This is a genomic window from Mycobacterium sp. NGS66 (assembly GCF_059812225.1).
The window spans coordinates 12,444-28,459 of record NZ_JCALCG010000022.1; the positions used below are offsets into that span (position 1 = coordinate 12,444).

Genomic DNA, 16,016 nt, shown 5'->3' on the forward strand with positions numbered 1-16,016 from the left:
TCAAGCGGTGGAGGATGTCAACTGCCCCACCTGTACGTAGGTTCCGGTCTCGTCGGTGCTGAGCAGATAGCCGCGACCCGGGGGCATCTGGTGGCCCTTCCACTTACCCCGCACATAACCGTCATCGGGATCTGAATCCATCACCAGCAGCGGCACTTTGGCCTGCTGATGCAAGATCCGCAGCACCGGATCGGCCCCCACCCCGGACATGAACGCGCCGAACAGCCGGCTGTAGACGATCCGCAACCCCACGTCCTCGCCACCCTCCACAAACGGCGCGATAGGCGCCAGCGGCGAATCGTAGCCCGCCGGCAACCGCTGGGCATCGTCGATCACCAAGAAAATCTCCGGGCCTTCCCACCGCCGCGCGGCGGCTTCCTCAGCGCCCAACCGGCCCTCGGGCTGGCGGGTGGCCAGCACAGCGGCCAGCTCCTCGAGCATCTGCTTGACCGCTGTGCTGGTGTAGGCGAAACGCGTCACATAGGCGCTGTCCAGCACCTTCAACAGCTGCCGGCGCGGATCGACCAGCCACACCTGCGCGGCCTGACGCGGCGAGCTGTGCGCCGCGCCCGTCGCCTCAGCAGGGGCATACACCCGGGCGATCTCGCTCATCACCGCCGCGCACGCCGTGGTGCGCCCGCACTTCGCATGTCCGGCAATCATCAGGTGCTGGTGGTCGAAATACACCGGATGCTCGGTCTCACTGATCGCCCACACCATCGACGACGCCCGCCCCGATTCGGCGGCCAGCGCCACCAGGTCGCCGACCGGCACCCGCTCGGGCAGCCGGCGCACCGGTCGCGCCGGCGCATACCCCGCAGCGGCCCGGGCCACCGCCGCCACCACACTGCGCGAATCCACCCCGTCGCCGGCGCCGGCCTGCATCGTCGGGCGGGCCATCAGCGTGTGCAGACCCACCGGATCAGCCCCCAGGCGAAGGTAGTTCTGCGCAATCATCCCCCGGCCCGGCCGCCCGGCAGGCACCTGTGCAGCCAACTGTCCCTTGACCAGCTTGGCATCGGTCAACTCCCCCAACCGCAGCTCCACCCGAGAGCCGAACTTGTCGCGCACCATCGGGCGCAACTCCGCCTCCTTGCCCACCGCGACCACCACATGAATGCCGAACGTCGGACCGTCGATGATCAACTGGGCGATCGGATCCAACAACGCCTCGTACTGGCTGGCCAGCCCGGTGTAGTTGTCGATCACCAAAAACACGTCGCCGTACCCGTCCTGGGGGACCGGGCCGGGCTCTGCGCCGAACTTGCGCCGCCGAAACGACTCCATCGACATCACACCGCACTCTTCGAAGCTGCGCCGCCGCGACACCAACAACTCTCTCATCTCGGCCACCGTGCGGCGCACACCGTCACCGTCCAGCGCCTTTGCCACCCCGCCGACATGAGGCAGCCCCGCCACAGAGCCCAGCGCCTCAGCTGAAAACGCCAGGCAGTAAAACTGCACCTGCTCAGGGGTGTGCGTCAGCGCCGCCGCGCAGATCAGGGCCTGCAGCGCGGTGGTCTTGCCCGAACCGGGTTGACCCACAATCAACACGTTGGCCCCCGAGCCCGACACGTTGACCGTCAGCGGATGCTGATCGTGTTTGAACGGGCGATCCACCACCCCGATCGGGAACACCAAATCCGCGCTGCGGGCATAGTCGCCGTCCCAGCGCCGGCCCAAATGCGTGTTCACCAGCCGCTCGATACTCCACGGCTCATCCAGCGGCGGCTGCCACAGCCGGTAGGGCTCAAAGTCGATCTGGCGCAGCTGGTCGATGATGATCCGGCCCACCTTCGGGCGCATCAACGCATCGCCGTTGTCCTCCTCCCCCGCGCCCGCATCCGCCTCGGCCGCCTCCCCCGCCAGCGGCGCCTCGACCTCGCTACCCTCAGACATCGGCACCGGGGTGAACTCGGTGGTAAACAATTGCGGCGCAAAGTAGGTCGGCGCCGCAGAACCGGTCAGCTCGGGGCGCGCGTCATCGAGTTCGTCGATGCCGGGCTTGCGGTACTCCCGCCACAGCCACTCCCCGCGATACCTCGTCAGGTTCGGGTTGGTAGCGGTCGGCGAACCCTGCAGAAAATAGCATTCGCCGGGCCGCTTGAGGTTCAACGCGTTAGACACCCCGATCGTTGAGGCCGCCGAACTCTGGTTCAGCCTCAACGCCATCCGGTACTCCATATTCGCCATCAACCGTTCGGCCTTGCTCGTGATGGTCTGGCTCGCCATCAGCAAATGAACCCAATACGAGCGGCCCTGCCGGCAGATGTCGTCCAACACATTATCGATGTCCTGGCCCGTCATCTTGTACAACTGCTCAAACTCATCGATCACCACCACCAACGCCGGCAGCGGCGCCAGCGCGGGCTGCCCCTTCGCCAGCTGAGCGGCCCGCACCTTGTTGTATTCGGTCACATCATCCACACCGGCTTTGTCGCACACCGACTTTCGCCGCGCGATCTCGCCCTGCAACGCGTCGATAAACCGCCCCATCAAAGCCTGGTCTTCCTCCAAGTCGGTAATGACATGCGCCACATGCGGCACCCCGGTGAACGGTTTAACACCCGAGCCGCCCTTCAAATCGGCCAGCACCAGCTGCACGTCCTGCGGCCGATGCCCCAACACCAGCGACATGATCGTTGTGCGCAACATCTCCGTCTTGCCCGAGCCCGTGGTTCCCACCATCACCCCATGCGGACCCTGCCCGCCCTGAGAGGCCTCCTTCATATCCAACAAGAACAGCTCTTTGTTATCCGCACGGTTTCCCAGCGGAACCTTCAGCCGCTGAGCGGAATTGATGTCCCCGCGCGCAGCCCACACCGCCTCGAAGTCGATACGCGCCGCGTCATCAATGCCGTAGAACCCCAACACATCTCGCGGCGCCAGCCGCGCCGCGGCGCCGACTTCCACCGTCTCATACGCCTCGGCCAGCCGCCAGCGCGCCATCCGCTCGCTAAACGTTTCGGCCTCCTCAAGGCCCAACTGGTCGGCCACCGCGAAAAACCGTGGCAGCTCAGCGTGTTTTGGATCCCACGACACCGGGTCACGCGGCACCGCGGTCATCACCCCATCAGCGCTGACATGCAAGACCCGCTTAGGGTCCGCACACGCCGGCACCGAAGCGCCGCACACATCGAAAAACGTAAACCCGTTGACCCCGCCACGATCGCCCAGCAGCTCCCACGGCCCCTCGGTGTCGCAGACCACCACCGTGTGCGGCAGCGGCGTAATCGGGCCCTTGCCGCCCGCCCTGGTGCGCGGTTCAAACGCCCCGATACTGCTCAGCGACCACGCCTCCTGCTGAGCGGCCAGCAGATCCTGCACCGACTGATACACCATCCGCACCGGGCCCGCCGCGTCAACCACCGCAGGATCACCCGCATGCGGCAACCACTTCACCCAATCCCACTGCGCCACATCACACGTCACCACCACCAGCCGCAGACGATCAGGACCATGCGAAAACACCAACTGGCACAACAGCGCCCGCATCACCCCCAGCACCCGCTCACGCGGACCACGCAACGCATAACCCGGCTCCACCAGCAGCGACACCAACGCCGGTGTCCCGTAAGCCGCCGTCTGATAACGCACGAACTGCTGCAACACCGTGCCCGTGACCGGCTCCAACTCGATATCGGTCGGCATGTCCGCGGGCTCACCAACCACCAACGCGCCCGCCTCCCGCAGGTCGGTCATCCCCACACCCACCCGACCCACCCCGAACCACGTGTCGCTGCCGTCAGCTGTGCGCTCCCACATCCGCACCCCGCCCACCGCAGCCTCCAACGTCGCCGGCGGCGGGTGAAACCAGCGGTAACTACCATCCAGACGATCCGCACACTTGGCAGTACTCGCGCGCAACTCGTCAAAAACCAGCAAAAACCGGGCCCGCAGCGCATCCAGCTTGGTGCGCGCCGGCTCCTGCGAGCCGCCACGCCCCCCGAACAGCATCATCCCCAACCCGCCCACCATCATCAGCGGAAACAACGACCCCACCCCAGTGAACGAACGCGCCCCGCTGGCGAAACTCACCCCCACCATCGCGCCGACCAGACCGATCAAACCGACCACCAACACCACCGTCCACCACGGCTTGCCTTCCGGCGGCGGCATTTTCAACGGTGTCGGCAACTCAAGTGTCTCCGGCACCGGGCGCGGTCCTGCAACCGGCTTCGGTCGGGCAAACGCACGCTTCACTTCGGCACCTCCAATTCCCCCGGATTGGCGTCGACCGGTAACGTGTTGTGCCGCACCAGCGCATCCGCGCGAGACAACAGCGGGCCCGGCGCCAACAGCCGCAACACCGCCCACGGCGCTGGGCTCGGCGCGCTGGACAACCCCAACGCCCGCAGTGTCTCCTGCTCACGCGCCACCCCGAACCGCACCCCCGACTCCGAAACCCACCACAACGCATCCAACGTCGCCGACAAAGATGAATTACCGGTCGACACAACATAATTAGCGAAATCCGGGCCAAAATACACCCGGTCGGCCTGCACCCCGGTACGTCCCGGTGCCACCAGCTCCACCACCTTGCTCACCTGCGAATCCGCCACCGGAATCGTCGGACCCACCACCACCGACGTCGACGCCGCCGACTCACCGGCCACCTTCTGCCAACCCCAGCACACCACCGAATTCACCTGGCTATCCACCAAGCGCGCCGGGACCGCCGGAAACGCCGACAAATCCAGATCATTGACCACCGGCAACTTGGCCAGCACCGCACCCGCCACCACCACCGGCGCCGGCGCCGCCGGCCCCACGTTAGCCAACACCTGCGCCACCACCACCGACACCGGCTGCATCCCATCGGCCAGCACCACCGAATACGCCGTCTGACCCCCCATCTGCGGGGTGGACACCACCGTGCCGACCGGCCCAGGCGCCCCGCTAAACCGGGCCGACGAACCCGCACCGGTGATCACCGGCACCGACAACGCCGGCCCCACCGGAATCGCATCCAACAACGCCCGACTCATCGGCCGCGCCGCCTCCACCGCATCAGGAGCCACCCCCAACGCCAACAACACCGGGCGCGCGTCACGGTCCACCAGCGAACGACGCCCCGCCCGGATCAGCCACACCTGCTCACCGAAGCGGCGCACCAGCGCCTCATCAGCACCCAACACATGCCGGCGCGTCCCCAAATCCGGCTGCCCATCGATCACCGTCACCGTCACCGGCTCCGGCGCACCCGCCACCCCCAACGACCTGGTGATCTCATCACACACCAGCCACGACGAGCGCCGCGGCGACGTCGCCGACATATCCTGCGGCGCCCCCGCAATACCCACCAACGCACCCCGCGGGCGCGACTCAATCTCGCTGCGCCGCACCCGATCCGGACTAAGCGGCTCCCCCACAATCAGCCGCGCCGACGACAAATTCAACGCCGGATACAGCGTCTCCCCCACCCGCACATACAGCGCCCCCGAACGCTGATCAGCCACAATCCGCGACGACCCCACCGACCCCGCCGGCCGCACAAACGACCAAAACAACGCCCCCACACACAACACCACCGTGGCCGTCACACCCGCCAACAACGCCATCGACTGACGCCGCCCGGGCTCGGCCTCCATCCGAACCCGCCGCCGCGTCATCGCCAACACCGCGCGGCGAGCGAAAAACATGTGCCCCGAAACCTGCACCCGCGTGGAAAGCACCAAACCCCGGCCCCGCTCGGCCGGGGCCACATCCTCCCCGGTCTGGGTCTCGATATCCGTCAAAGCCGATACACCTCTCCGCCGCGCGGATAACCCCCACCATTGGTCGCGATATGCACATGATCCATATGGTTCTGCGTCGGCGACCCACGATTCTCCATCACCGACGACGAACCATCAGGGTTATACAACGTCTGCCGCCAAATCACATGATTCAAATTGAACTCGCGGGAATGCTGCAACGCGAACCGTAAAACCGCGTCCCCCAACGCCTTACCATGCGGCGAACTCGGATCAGGAATCATCACATCAATCGCCTGACCATTCGGATGCCACTTCAACGAATCCGGCCGCCACCCCCCAATATCGCGGATCTCCGGAAACGCCGCCGACACCGCCCGCTTCGCCAAAATCGTGTCCCGCTGCAAACCCCTCTCCGAGCCCACACCCGGCGCCAACTCACCCCCCACAGACCGGCCCACCAAACCCGTCACCGCCCCGCCGATACCGCCGCGCCCGCCGATACCGCCCGGCCGCAACCCGCCCATCAACGAAGTCGGCACGCTGCTCAACCCGCCCAGCCCACCCAGCCCGCCGCCGCGGCCGCCGAGCATCGACAAGCCACTCAAACCGCCCAGCGGCAAACCCGAGCCCATCCCCCGATAGCCCGCAGCCAGCTGCCGCAACCGCGCCGCCAACAACCGATTCTCCGCACCAGTCACCGCCACCTGCCGGCGCATCGCCGCCAACCGCTCATCCATCGTCGACACCAACAACCGCAACCCCGCCGGCGAATCCGACAACGACCCCAACGCCGCCGCCTGCGCACGAGCCTGATCCCGCACCACACCCGAAGCCACCCGACCCCGCGCACCGGCCTCACCACCAGCACCCACATCCGCACCCGCGTGGTCATCCAACGCCGTCACCGACGCCCGCACACGCCCATACACCCCGCCCGCACCCCGCGCACCCCCACCCAAACCACCACCACCAGCCGGGGCCACCGGCACCGGCCCACCCCCACCCCCACCGGCAGCAAACACCGAACCACCACCACCACCCGCCGGAAACAACTCATGCCCACGCGTCAACACCCGATCCACCGCCGCCACAAACGCCGACACATCAGCACCCACCCACCAAACCTAACCCGGCCAAAACCCCCAAACCACAACCGAGCAAAGAAAACACAGCCACCCCGCGGCGCCGCAGCGCCCCCTTAAACAGACCGCTGAACGTAACCGGCCGCAAGCAGCGAACGGCAAGGAACCGCTGCTGCTATTGCTCGTCGAGGACGTGCTCGACGTCGTCTTCACCGACGTCGTCGATATCGAGGTGGTCGAGAATTTTTCCGAGGCGAACCTCAGACTTGATGCTGGCCCGTCGCAGGTAATACAGGGTGTCACCATAACCGCCCTCGATGTCGGCCAGCCGTGCCTCCAAGGCCGCGATGCGGCGTTCCAGCATCGATGCCACTCGGTTTAGTTCCCCAATTCTGCCCGCACACCGGCCACAAACGCCGCATACGCCACGTCCGCGGCCATCACCGCCGGCTCAGATCGCTTCCAACACAACAACGTTTCCAGCCGCCGGCAATTGATAAACACTTTGCGGTAGCTGGCCACCTGGTCCGCATCCTCAACACCGTCAAGGCCCGGTCGTTGCGCGGCCATCATCAGCCGCTCCGACTCATACTCCGCCTCAACCGCCATCCACTGCTGTGCGCTCGGCCACTCACCGGCCACCAGTGCCCGCGCCACATCCTGCGCAACCGCCGACAACTCCCACCCGCAGCCACCACCACCGAACGCCACCCGCTGGGTAATCTCCCGGCAAAACGCCTCTACCGCCGATTTATCAGCTGCCTTCAAATCCGCATACAGACGCGAATGAACCGTCTCCAAACGGTGCAGCCGCGCCGCCGTCAACTCCGCAGCCGCGCTATCAAGCGCATGCGCCACACCGATCGCGGTTTCGCGCACCCCGTCGTCCGGATCGCTCAAAAACTCCGACGGATAAGCCCACGTCGTGGCCACCGCACCCACCGTATCCCCGAAAGCGCGGGCCGCCCGAACCGCCTTCTCCGCAGGATTCACCCAACCCAACCACCGCGCATCAAAATCCTCATCGAAACCCGCCGCCACACACATCCGGACACGCAAAAACACACCCGGCGGGACATAAGCAGCGCCATCGTTGCTGGCCACCCATAACGTGGTCGCCCCAGACACGTTGTGCCCCACCGCAACAGCCCAATCCAAGCCAGGATCGACCACACACGACGCCCCCGCCAACTCCGCCACAGCCAGGCGCGCCACCATCAAATCCGCCGCCGTCTCATCCCGGCGCAACGCCACACCCTCCCGACGCGTCGCCACCGCCGGCACAATCCCCGCCGCACCCGGCGACGAACCCCCAGCCACGCTCTCACCAAGCCCCGCCGCCGACGGCGCAACCGCCGCAGCTGACGACGCCGCCGCCCCCGCCGGAGGCAACACCGACCCATACGGCGCCAACCCACCCCCAGCCAAGCCGCCCCCGGCCGCGCCCGCGCCGCCCGAACCGGCCGCCACCACCGGGGAAGCCGCATGCGTGGCCGCCGACACCGGCCCCGCCGCCGCCGCAGGAGCGGCCGACACCGGCGCACTCACCTCCGGCGCAACCAACGGAGCCACCGGGGCAGCAGGCGGCGCCGCCGCCGCACCGGGCACCGCGCCCGCCGCGCTCACACCAGCCGCCAAACCACGGCCAAAATCCAACCCCCCACCCGAAACCGGCGGCGCCGAAACCGGCGACGAACCCAAACCCGCCGCAGACAACCCGCCCCCACCCGGCGGAAACCCAAACCCGCCCAACAAACCATGCAAACCCGACAACGGCGAACCCGACCCACCACCCGACATACCCGGCAACCCCGACATCGGCACGCCACCACCCGAACCCAACAGCCCGCCCCCACGAGAAAGCGGGCCGAACAGGCCGGGGGCATCCGTCGCAACGCCCGTTCCTGGATGCCCGGCTACCGGGTCAGGAACACCTGAAGGCATGCCTTTACCCGGACGCCCTGACACAGGCTCTGGCACCCCTGATGGATCACCCCAGCCTGGAGCTCCGCCTTTCGGAGTCCCCGATGTCGGGTCAGTTGGTTGATCGGTTCCTGCTCCTGCCGCGTGGACGTGGTTGTTGTTTCCTGGGTGAAAGGGGAAATCGCCCAGAAGTCTGGTGGTGTACTGGCCTGCGAAAGTGTGCAGCTCCGCGTCGAGTGCGTGAACCATCGGGCGGTACTTGCTCATGATGACCGCGACCTGGGCGATCGACTGTCCGCTGCCGCTGCGCAAAAATGCCTCAATCTCGGCCTTCATCTCCTGATACTGCGCAGTCATCAGCCGCTTTGTACGCTCCACATCTGACGACATCTGTCCGAGAAGATTTGCCGACAGCCGGCCTGCGGCAAGCAACTCCAGTAACAGTCCCTCGTTTTCCACGTGCGCCGCCCGGGCAGCATCCGCGCTTTCACCCACCCATACGGCATCAGCGCCGTCGAACACACGCCTTCTATACATGACAGCGTCCTCAGACAATTGCTCGCCCGCCTTTACACGCTGATGCAATTCCGCGGACTGCTCGGCTAAAGAAGTCTCCGAATCCTCCGGCCACACACCGGGCGGCAATAGCGCATCGGCGAACAGACCCCGCGGTTTCGGATGATCACCACCCACCCGCGGCACGCCCACCCCCGGTGAGCCGGCCCGCGGTGTCGTCCTCAAAAACGTCTGCAGCAGCCGCTGGGCCTGCTCGTTATTCCGCGCCTCCCACGCCTCACCGCCGGCCCCAGCCGCCACCGCCATCGCAGCTGTTACCTCGGCAGACCACACACGTCGAGGAACGCATACACCGCCTCGTTAGAGATGTTGGTCAGTCGGGCGATCTCGCTGGTCGGCAGACCGCCCATTGTTGCGGTCACAGCATCCAGCGTTGTGTTGATATAGCGGTGCGCCGCCGCGGCCACGTCCGGCGGAGTTGCCGGGACAAGCGCATTCTCAACCGCTAGCGCGCTGGTCGTCGCTTGGAGCGCCACCGGCACATTCAGCTTGCCGTCAACCCGAAACCCGCCCTCGCCTTCGTGGCCCACGGAAACAGAGAACACGTGGCAGACATTCTGTTTGGCCGCGTCGACCTGCGCGGGACTGAACTGCGGGGCCGAGGGTGCGGCCGACACAGGTGCCGACGACGCAGCAGGAGGCCGCACCGAGCCATCAGAGCGCACTGCCACGAACGTCACCACCGACCCAACGGCGGCAGCCACACCCGCAGCTAGCACCACCACCCCCGCAAACATCCACCGCCGCCGGCCTGCGTGCCGCGGCGCGCGCCGCAGGGGTGCAGCTTGTACTGGGGGGGCAGGCGCCTGCGAAACCGGCGGAGAAACGGTCACCGAGGACGGTTCAGCTTCCCTGGACCACGGCGACTTCGTCGTACTCAAATGCTCCGCCTCCTGCTCTTATGTGCTCAGCGTCCCAGAATTCTCTGCCTCAGCTGCCTCGACCGCAGCGACGCTGGTCGACAGCTGCACACCCTGAACCGCAACCCGCCCCGACAAGTGCGCCTGGCGCATCCCAAGGACCCCACCAATCGCGCTCACCAACGGCAACGCATGGCCGACCCTCACGCCTCCCACCGCTGAACCCGGCTGTGCCGCACCAGCCGCCGTTGCTGCCTCTGCCCCCGACAATTCGCCGTGCGTCGCCGCCGGATCCATCGCAAACCGGGAATTCATGCCTGTGATCCTACTGCCGGACTCCGACGCTATACACGGTTCGATGCGCGCGCATGGACAATGCGGCCCTTGAACGCCCGGGCCACGCGGGACCAACACGGGAGTACGGCTATCGAGCGTCGAGCTGACCGGTTGGCGTAGCGCGCAAGCCCGGCCGTTCAGGGCCCTCCGCTAACTACGCCCAAGACATACGAGCGTAACGCGCGTATGTTGGTGGTGTGGAGCTCTGGACGGTCGATCAGGCGGCCCGCCATTGGGACGTGACCCCGTCGCGGGCGCGCGGGATCTTGTCGAACCGCGGCATTCGCCGGATCTCGGGGTATCCGGCCCCCGAGGTCTGGGCGGTCCGCCGCCACCAGGGCGCCCGAACCGACTTGGCCGGCGCTGCGCACGCGCTGAGCCTGACCGAAACCGCGCAATCCATCGCCCGCGCCGACGGCGACCGTACCCGGCTGCGGATCTTCTTCGAATTCATCCGCGGTGCCGACGAATCCGGACCGGCAGCACTGACCCTGATCACCAGCGAGCCGCCGAGCACCGGTGATCGCCGCTATGACGCACTGCTGGGCGCGATGGCCGAACACCTTTGCGCCCGCTATGGACTGCCCGGCCCGCTGTGGAGCATCACCACCGACCGATTCCTCGATACCCCGTGGTGGATCTCAAGCCTGCCGTCGGCTCGAACGCACGCCATGTTGTGGACTCCAGCGTCGTTTCGCCGGCGCGCAATCTACCTCGACCGCCACGACCTCACCCACGACGGAGTCACCCCCATGCCCGAGCCCCTATTCGACCGCGCCGAGCTCTACCGCGCCTTTGATGCTCTGGCTACAAATCTGCAACGCCGCCGCGTCATCGGCCATGTGCACGTCCTCGGCGGCGCCGCGATGATACTGGCCTACGACGAAACCCGCACCGCCACACGGGATATTGATGCTTTGTTCTCTCCCGACGAGCCAATGATCGCTGCCATCCGCGAAGTCGCCGCACAACACGGATGGCCCTCCACCTGGCTCAATAACCAAGCCGCCAGCTACGTCGCCCGAACCCCCGGAGACGGCTGCATCGTGTTCGATCACTCCTACTTGCAAGTCGCAGCAACACCGGCGCAGCACCTGCTCGCGATGAAAGTCCTCGCCGCCCGCGCCGTCCGCGACGGCGAAGACCTGCAGACCCTGCTCACCCACCTCAACATCACCTCGCCAGCCGAGGTATGGGCAATCATTCACCGCTACTTCCCGAACACCGAAATACCGCAACGCTCAAAGCAACTCACCACCGACCTGCTATCACCCTGACGACCGCCATTAGAGATGCTGGTCACTTCGATTGGTCAGCTTGGTCGTCGAGTGATGTTGTCAATCTGGGCGCGAACGGTACTGGTTGCCGCGATGTAGTCCCGCAGGTTCGGTGAGATGAGGTCGGCAACGGTGAGCAGGTCGCCATGACGGTCGACCACGTGCTGGGTGCTCACGCTGAGCACGCCGGTGGCGCGATTGCGACGCAGCGGGGGTAAGCCCGAACCGGTCGAATGAATTTGTTTGGGGTTGTGGCAGGGGGTTTGCGGCGTGTGATCGTTGGTGGGTGACCGCGCGGCATATCTACGTTGATGAAACCAAGCAGCGCGGCTACGTACTGGTTGCTAGCGTCCACATCGCCGCCGAACTTGGGGACCTGCGGAAAACCATGCGGGGCTTGATCTTGCGTGGACAGACCCGCATCCACATGGCCAAGGAAAGCGATCCGCGCCGACGCGCGATATGCGACGCCATTTGTGCGGCGGCCGTAAATGCCACCATCTATGACGCCGGCCGCTATAAGGACCCCCTTGACGCGCGAGATGCCTGTCTCCAAGCCCTCATTAGGGACATCACGGTTGGCGCGCAAACGCGACTGGTGCTTGAGCAAGACGATTCGATCATCCATTGGGACCGGCAGCGACTCGTCGAGTTGACGCGTGCCGAAGGCCGCCGCGACACATTGCGCTATGAGCATCATCGGGCCAGGTCCGAGCTGCTGCTGGCGGTGCCGGATGCGATCGCGTGGTGTTGGGCGCGCGGCGGCCACTGGAGGCGGCGAATCGAGCCTGTGATCGCCGCCGTTAAACAGGTGTGAGCGTCGCCCGAATGCGCGAAACCCGGCCCGCCCACCGTCCGGAAGGCTGCCGGGTTCACTTCCTGAAGCTCAGCGCAACAGGCACCTTGATAATACCGCCGATTCGGGCGAATCGTTCCGCGATGTGGAGACCTGACGGCGTGGCGGCTTTTCGTCACTGATGGCCGGCCAGGCCCGAAATGACCGCCACGGGGCCGTCCCCCGCAAGCTCGCTCTCGACGAGAAACGCGAGCATCGGCTTATTAAGAGCTGCTTCGAGTAACTTCAGCGAGCACACCTTAGTCACGGTGGATGCCCCGGACGACCCCTGGCTGTGATGGCCATGTCGCCGGGGTTTTGTCACGCTCGGCAGCTCAGCATGTGTATTCGCGGGCGCGCTCACGCCTGATCGCTGCGCACGCTGGACGGCCCGGTAGATGGTGGAGCGGGCCACTCCGAACAGTTCGGCGAGTTCGGCAGTGGTGTGCTGGCCGGCGGCGTGCAGCTCGAGGAGGTGTACGTAACGGGACCAACACGGGAGTACGGCTATCGAGCGTCGAGCTGACGTAGAACCTCGGCGCGGCGACCGCATCTCAGGCTCGGACACTCCGAAATCATAGCGGCCCCAACCCGCCGAACCGCGATTGTCGGCCAGGACAGGTAGCGTCCTCCGCATGAACCCTATGGACGATCCAGACCAGATGATGGTGCTGATCGTTGCCCTTACTGTCCTGGCGGGGACGCTCTACCTAATTGGCTACATCATCTACCGGGAAATCGATTTCGGGCTGGCAGAATCCCGGGCACGCAAGGCTCGACAAGAAGAGAAGCAGGCAGAAAAAATCCGTTCAGCCCAGCAGCGCGGAGAATTCCTCGCAGACCTCCGCGAGTGCGGCCTTACCGAGGGTGACCTCGATCGCCCCCGCCAAGATATCGTCACCAGGATAAAGGACGCGATCGAGCTGCACCGCCAAGCCAGTGAAGGACTGGCTCGCCGGGCGCAGCACCGCAAATTGTCCGGCGATCCGGTGGATCCGCGGTGTTAACAGAACGGGCAGAACCCAAGCATCACGTGAGCGCGGCCAGGCGCGGGTCATCGACCCAGGCATCGCCAAGCACCCCATAGCCGCTCCATAAGCACAGCGCAGGGGCCGCAGGTCCACTCAACCGCAGCGGGTAGGTCGACTCGAACCCCAACGTCAACGTCCACTGATCAAGGTCTGGGTAAAACTCGGTGCAGTCCCCGAACCAGAAACTGAGCATCCCGTGCTGCACCGTGCCGCACAGCAGCCGCTCGGTAGTCACGATCACCGCCGAGGTCTGATGCCACCGCCACTGCGCCGCCCCCTGCCGCGCCGCAGCCGTTTTACGCCGATGGTTGACCACACCCTGCAGCGCCAACGCCCCGAACATCACCGCCGGGCGGCCCGCCACCATCAGCGGCAACTCCGAATACCGGGCGCTGGTCTGGCAATAACGGCTATAGCCGATCTCGGCGCTCAGCAGCGCCTGCTCCCCCGGCTGCAACACCGGCCCATGCACACTGACCGGCGGCGGCATCCGGCCGGACCGCAGACCCGCCGCGCAGCTGCAGCTGTACTCCCACCACTGCTCAGCCGGTGTCCGCGGCCAGCGGCCCATCCCCCCGCCCTGCCGCCCGCCGCCCGCGCGGCCGCGCGGCACACTGGTACGCGCCGGAACACACTGCGGAAGCAGCGCCGGCAGGCGTCTGGGACCCGGCGGGGTAAAACCTGGGATATCCATAGCCGCGACCTTATTCTCGTGGACCGACATCGGTGAGCTGCGCCAAGATCCGGATCGCCACCGCCCGCTCCTCATCAGCCAACCACGGCAGCATCCAGACCAGCGCCTCCTCGATCTCGCGCACCGCCGCGGCCAGTTCCTTCTGCATCGCCGCGCGGGCAGACTCAGACATCTCCTCGCGGTGCTCGGCGAAAGTCTGCTGCATCCGCAGCAGCCGCTCGGCCATCGCCAAACGCTGCGCCGCCGACTCCTCACTCACCGGCCTAACCGCACCACCCGCCCGGCCCTCAACGGCGATCACCTGCGCATCGCCGCCCTCCAACACCGCATCGATGCTGCCCGGCGCCCAGTGCAGCGCCTGCTCGAGCGCCCTACGCAACCGCACGCTCATCCGGCCCGCACGATTGGTCTCGATCGCGCTAATAGTCGGCAGCGACATGCCGCCGCGGGCGGCCAGCTGCTCCTGAGTCAGCTGCAGCTGTTTGCGGCGAAGCCGCACCTGATCGCCGAGCCGCTGCCACGACATGTCCGGTATCTTGCCCGACCTCGTATTAAATTTGGTCACCCTCGCCGCTAAAACACCACCCCGCGGGCCGTCCGTGCCACCTATCGCGTGGCACAACAGCCCATGTCGCGCGGCACCGAACCGCAACGCCACAGGCTTCTCTCCGACCCAAACTTTCCCCATGACCTAAAATTTTAGGTGTTTAAAGCATAAAAAACGTCAATCTCTGATAGATTACCGATCATTCACGTGTGTGGATCACCGATGAGGAACCAGGCCGACTTTCGAGAGGACCCCACCATGACGACAACCGCACCCTTGCCGCCTGACACACCGGCCACTGGCCGCCTACTCATCGGCATTCACCTTCCGGCCCGGGTGCGGCTCTTCCAGACCAGCCGCACCGTGCCCTGCCGCACCAACCCGGAGATGTTCTTCGACCCGCGTTCGATGCAGCGCGCCACCCGCCTGTGCGCGAGCTGTCCATTTTTGGGCCGCTGCGGCTACAACGCGATCGCCGTCAGCGCCACCCACGGAGTGTGGGGCGGAATGGTCCTGCCCGGACGCTACCCTGCCAAGCTAGCCCCGATCTATCAGCGCCTCGCCGAACAGTTCCAAGCGCGCCGACCCATCGAAGTCGGCGCCGACATACCCGTGGCCGCCCTGCCTAATCCCACGCAGTACGTCGACGGCGACGACGCCCTCCTTCCCGGTGCCGCCGCCGCATAATCACGCGCGTTTTCCCGCTGATTCCCGCCGAGTGAGTACACACCGATCACGCAGGTCACCGCGCAACCCGCACGGTCACGAAAACATCACACAGGGTGGCTGTCGCGTCGGCTTTTATCAGATAGATGCGCAATGGTGGGCGCATGGCTCAACCGCACAAGGGTGACCGGGCGCAGATCATGTGTCGGCCGGTCCTGCCCGTCTATGAGGAGATTCGTGCACGCGCGGCTGCGCGAGGCATGTCGATGTCGCAATACACAGCGGATGTCCTCGCCCAGCATGTGGGCCGGACAGACCTGGTACGCGAGCTGGACGACAGGGAGGTGTTGCCGCTGGCGATGTAACACGAGCGCCCGGCGTCAAAGAGCTGCTGTGTCTTATTGGTCGTGACGCACGGGCAGATGTGACAGCGCAATAAACGGCGAAACCCCCGGCTGCAACCGAGGGTTTCCGCTTCCCCGAAGGGACG

The 16,016-nt window shown here is 65.9% G+C and carries 16 protein-coding genes; 5 read left to right on the top strand and 11 right to left on the bottom strand.

Annotation, left to right across the window (positions count from 1 at the left end; translation table 11 throughout):
• The 7 genes from eccCa to AC5Y2L_RS27490 form a co-directional block, all read right to left on the bottom strand.
• Positions 1-4,203, bottom strand: a complete 4,203-nt coding sequence (gene eccCa / locus AC5Y2L_RS27460; RefSeq protein ID WP_499945458.1) for a type VII secretion protein EccCa — start codon at positions 4,201-4,203, stop codon at positions 1-3.
• Entirely contained in the window at positions 4,200-5,738 is a 1,539-nt protein-coding gene (eccB, locus tag AC5Y2L_RS27465) for a type VII secretion protein EccB (RefSeq protein WP_499945460.1), read from the bottom strand. The genes eccCa and eccB overlap by 4 nt, the downstream gene beginning before the upstream one ends.
• On the bottom strand, positions 5,735-6,814 hold the full coding sequence (locus AC5Y2L_RS27470; protein ID WP_499945462.1) for a VldE C-terminal domain-containing protein: 1,080 nt from the start codon (positions 6,812-6,814) through the stop codon (positions 5,735-5,737). The genes eccB and AC5Y2L_RS27470 overlap by 4 nt, the downstream gene beginning before the upstream one ends.
• Before the next feature lie 142 nt (positions 6,815-6,956).
• On the bottom strand, positions 6,957-7,154 hold the full coding sequence (locus tag AC5Y2L_RS27475; protein ID WP_499945464.1) for a hypothetical protein: 198 nt from the start codon (positions 7,152-7,154) through the stop codon (positions 6,957-6,959).
• Positions 7,155-7,159: 5 nt separating this feature from the next.
• Positions 7,160-9,526, bottom strand: a complete 2,367-nt coding sequence (locus AC5Y2L_RS27480) for an EspK C-terminal domain-containing protein (protein WP_499945468.1) — start codon at positions 9,524-9,526, stop codon at positions 7,160-7,162.
• Between the two features lie 8 nt (positions 9,527-9,534).
• Positions 9,535-9,984 carry a hypothetical protein gene (locus AC5Y2L_RS27485; RefSeq protein WP_499945472.1) on the bottom strand — a complete coding sequence of 150 codons (450 nt, stop codon included), beginning with the start codon at positions 9,982-9,984 and terminating at the stop codon, positions 9,535-9,537.
• Positions 9,985-10,179: 195 nt separating this feature from the next.
• Positions 10,180-10,455 carry a hypothetical protein gene (locus AC5Y2L_RS27490; RefSeq protein ID WP_499945474.1) on the bottom strand — a complete coding sequence of 92 codons (276 nt, stop codon included), beginning with the start codon at positions 10,453-10,455 and terminating at the stop codon, positions 10,180-10,182.
• Positions 10,456-10,673: 218 nt separating this feature from the next.
• Between AC5Y2L_RS27490 and AC5Y2L_RS27495 the strand changes: the two genes are divergently transcribed.
• The gene (locus tag AC5Y2L_RS27495) at positions 10,674-11,753 is read left to right on the top strand and encodes a hypothetical protein (RefSeq protein ID WP_499945476.1); all 1,080 of its coding nucleotides are present in this window, start codon (positions 10,674-10,676) and stop codon (positions 11,751-11,753) included.
• Between the two features lie 35 nt (positions 11,754-11,788).
• On the opposite strand, the gene AC5Y2L_RS27500 is transcribed toward AC5Y2L_RS27495, so the two are convergent.
• The gene (locus tag AC5Y2L_RS27500; RefSeq protein WP_499945478.1) at positions 11,789-11,929 is read right to left on the bottom strand and encodes a hypothetical protein; all 141 of its coding nucleotides are present in this window, start codon (positions 11,927-11,929) and stop codon (positions 11,789-11,791) included.
• A 110-nt stretch (positions 11,930-12,039) separates the two neighbouring features.
• Between AC5Y2L_RS27500 and AC5Y2L_RS27505 the strand changes: the two genes are divergently transcribed.
• Positions 12,040-12,570, top strand: a complete 531-nt coding sequence (locus tag AC5Y2L_RS27505; protein WP_499945480.1) for a hypothetical protein — start codon at positions 12,040-12,042, stop codon at positions 12,568-12,570.
• Positions 12,571-12,724: 154 nt separating this feature from the next.
• On the opposite strand, the gene AC5Y2L_RS27510 is transcribed toward AC5Y2L_RS27505, so the two are convergent.
• A complete protein-coding gene (locus AC5Y2L_RS27510; RefSeq protein WP_499945482.1) occupies positions 12,725-13,225 on the bottom strand; it encodes a helix-turn-helix domain-containing protein in 501 nt (166 codons plus the stop codon).
• Between AC5Y2L_RS27510 and AC5Y2L_RS27515 the strand changes: the two genes are divergently transcribed.
• Positions 13,224-13,595, top strand: coding sequence for a hypothetical protein (locus AC5Y2L_RS27515; RefSeq protein WP_499945484.1), 372 nt, complete (start codon positions 13,224-13,226; stop codon positions 13,593-13,595). The two genes, AC5Y2L_RS27510 and AC5Y2L_RS27515, sit on opposite strands and share 2 nt — an antisense overlap.
• 22 nt (positions 13,596-13,617) lie before the next feature.
• On the opposite strand, the gene AC5Y2L_RS27520 is transcribed toward AC5Y2L_RS27515, so the two are convergent.
• Both AC5Y2L_RS27520 and AC5Y2L_RS27525 read right to left on the bottom strand, forming a co-directional pair.
• Positions 13,618-14,313: a hypothetical protein gene (locus tag AC5Y2L_RS27520; RefSeq protein WP_499945486.1), complete on the bottom strand. Its 696-nt coding sequence runs from the start codon at positions 14,311-14,313 to the stop codon at positions 13,618-13,620.
• Positions 14,314-14,323: 10 nt separating this feature from the next.
• Complete coding sequence (locus AC5Y2L_RS27525) at positions 14,324-14,839, bottom strand: helix-turn-helix domain-containing protein (protein ID WP_499945488.1); 516 nt, start codon at positions 14,837-14,839, stop codon at positions 14,324-14,326.
• Positions 14,840-15,118: 279 nt separating this feature from the next.
• On the opposite strand from AC5Y2L_RS27525, the gene AC5Y2L_RS27530 reads away from it, so the two are divergent.
• Both AC5Y2L_RS27530 and AC5Y2L_RS27535 read left to right on the top strand, forming a co-directional pair.
• The gene (locus AC5Y2L_RS27530) at positions 15,119-15,547 is read left to right on the top strand and encodes a WhiB family transcriptional regulator (protein ID WP_499945490.1); all 429 of its coding nucleotides are present in this window, start codon (positions 15,119-15,121) and stop codon (positions 15,545-15,547) included.
• A gap of 143 nt (positions 15,548-15,690) precedes the next feature.
• Positions 15,691-15,891 (top strand): toxin-antitoxin system, encoded by a 201-nt coding sequence (locus AC5Y2L_RS27535; protein WP_499945491.1) that lies wholly within the window; start codon positions 15,691-15,693, stop codon positions 15,889-15,891.
• Positions 15,892-16,016: the final 125 nt, after the last annotated feature.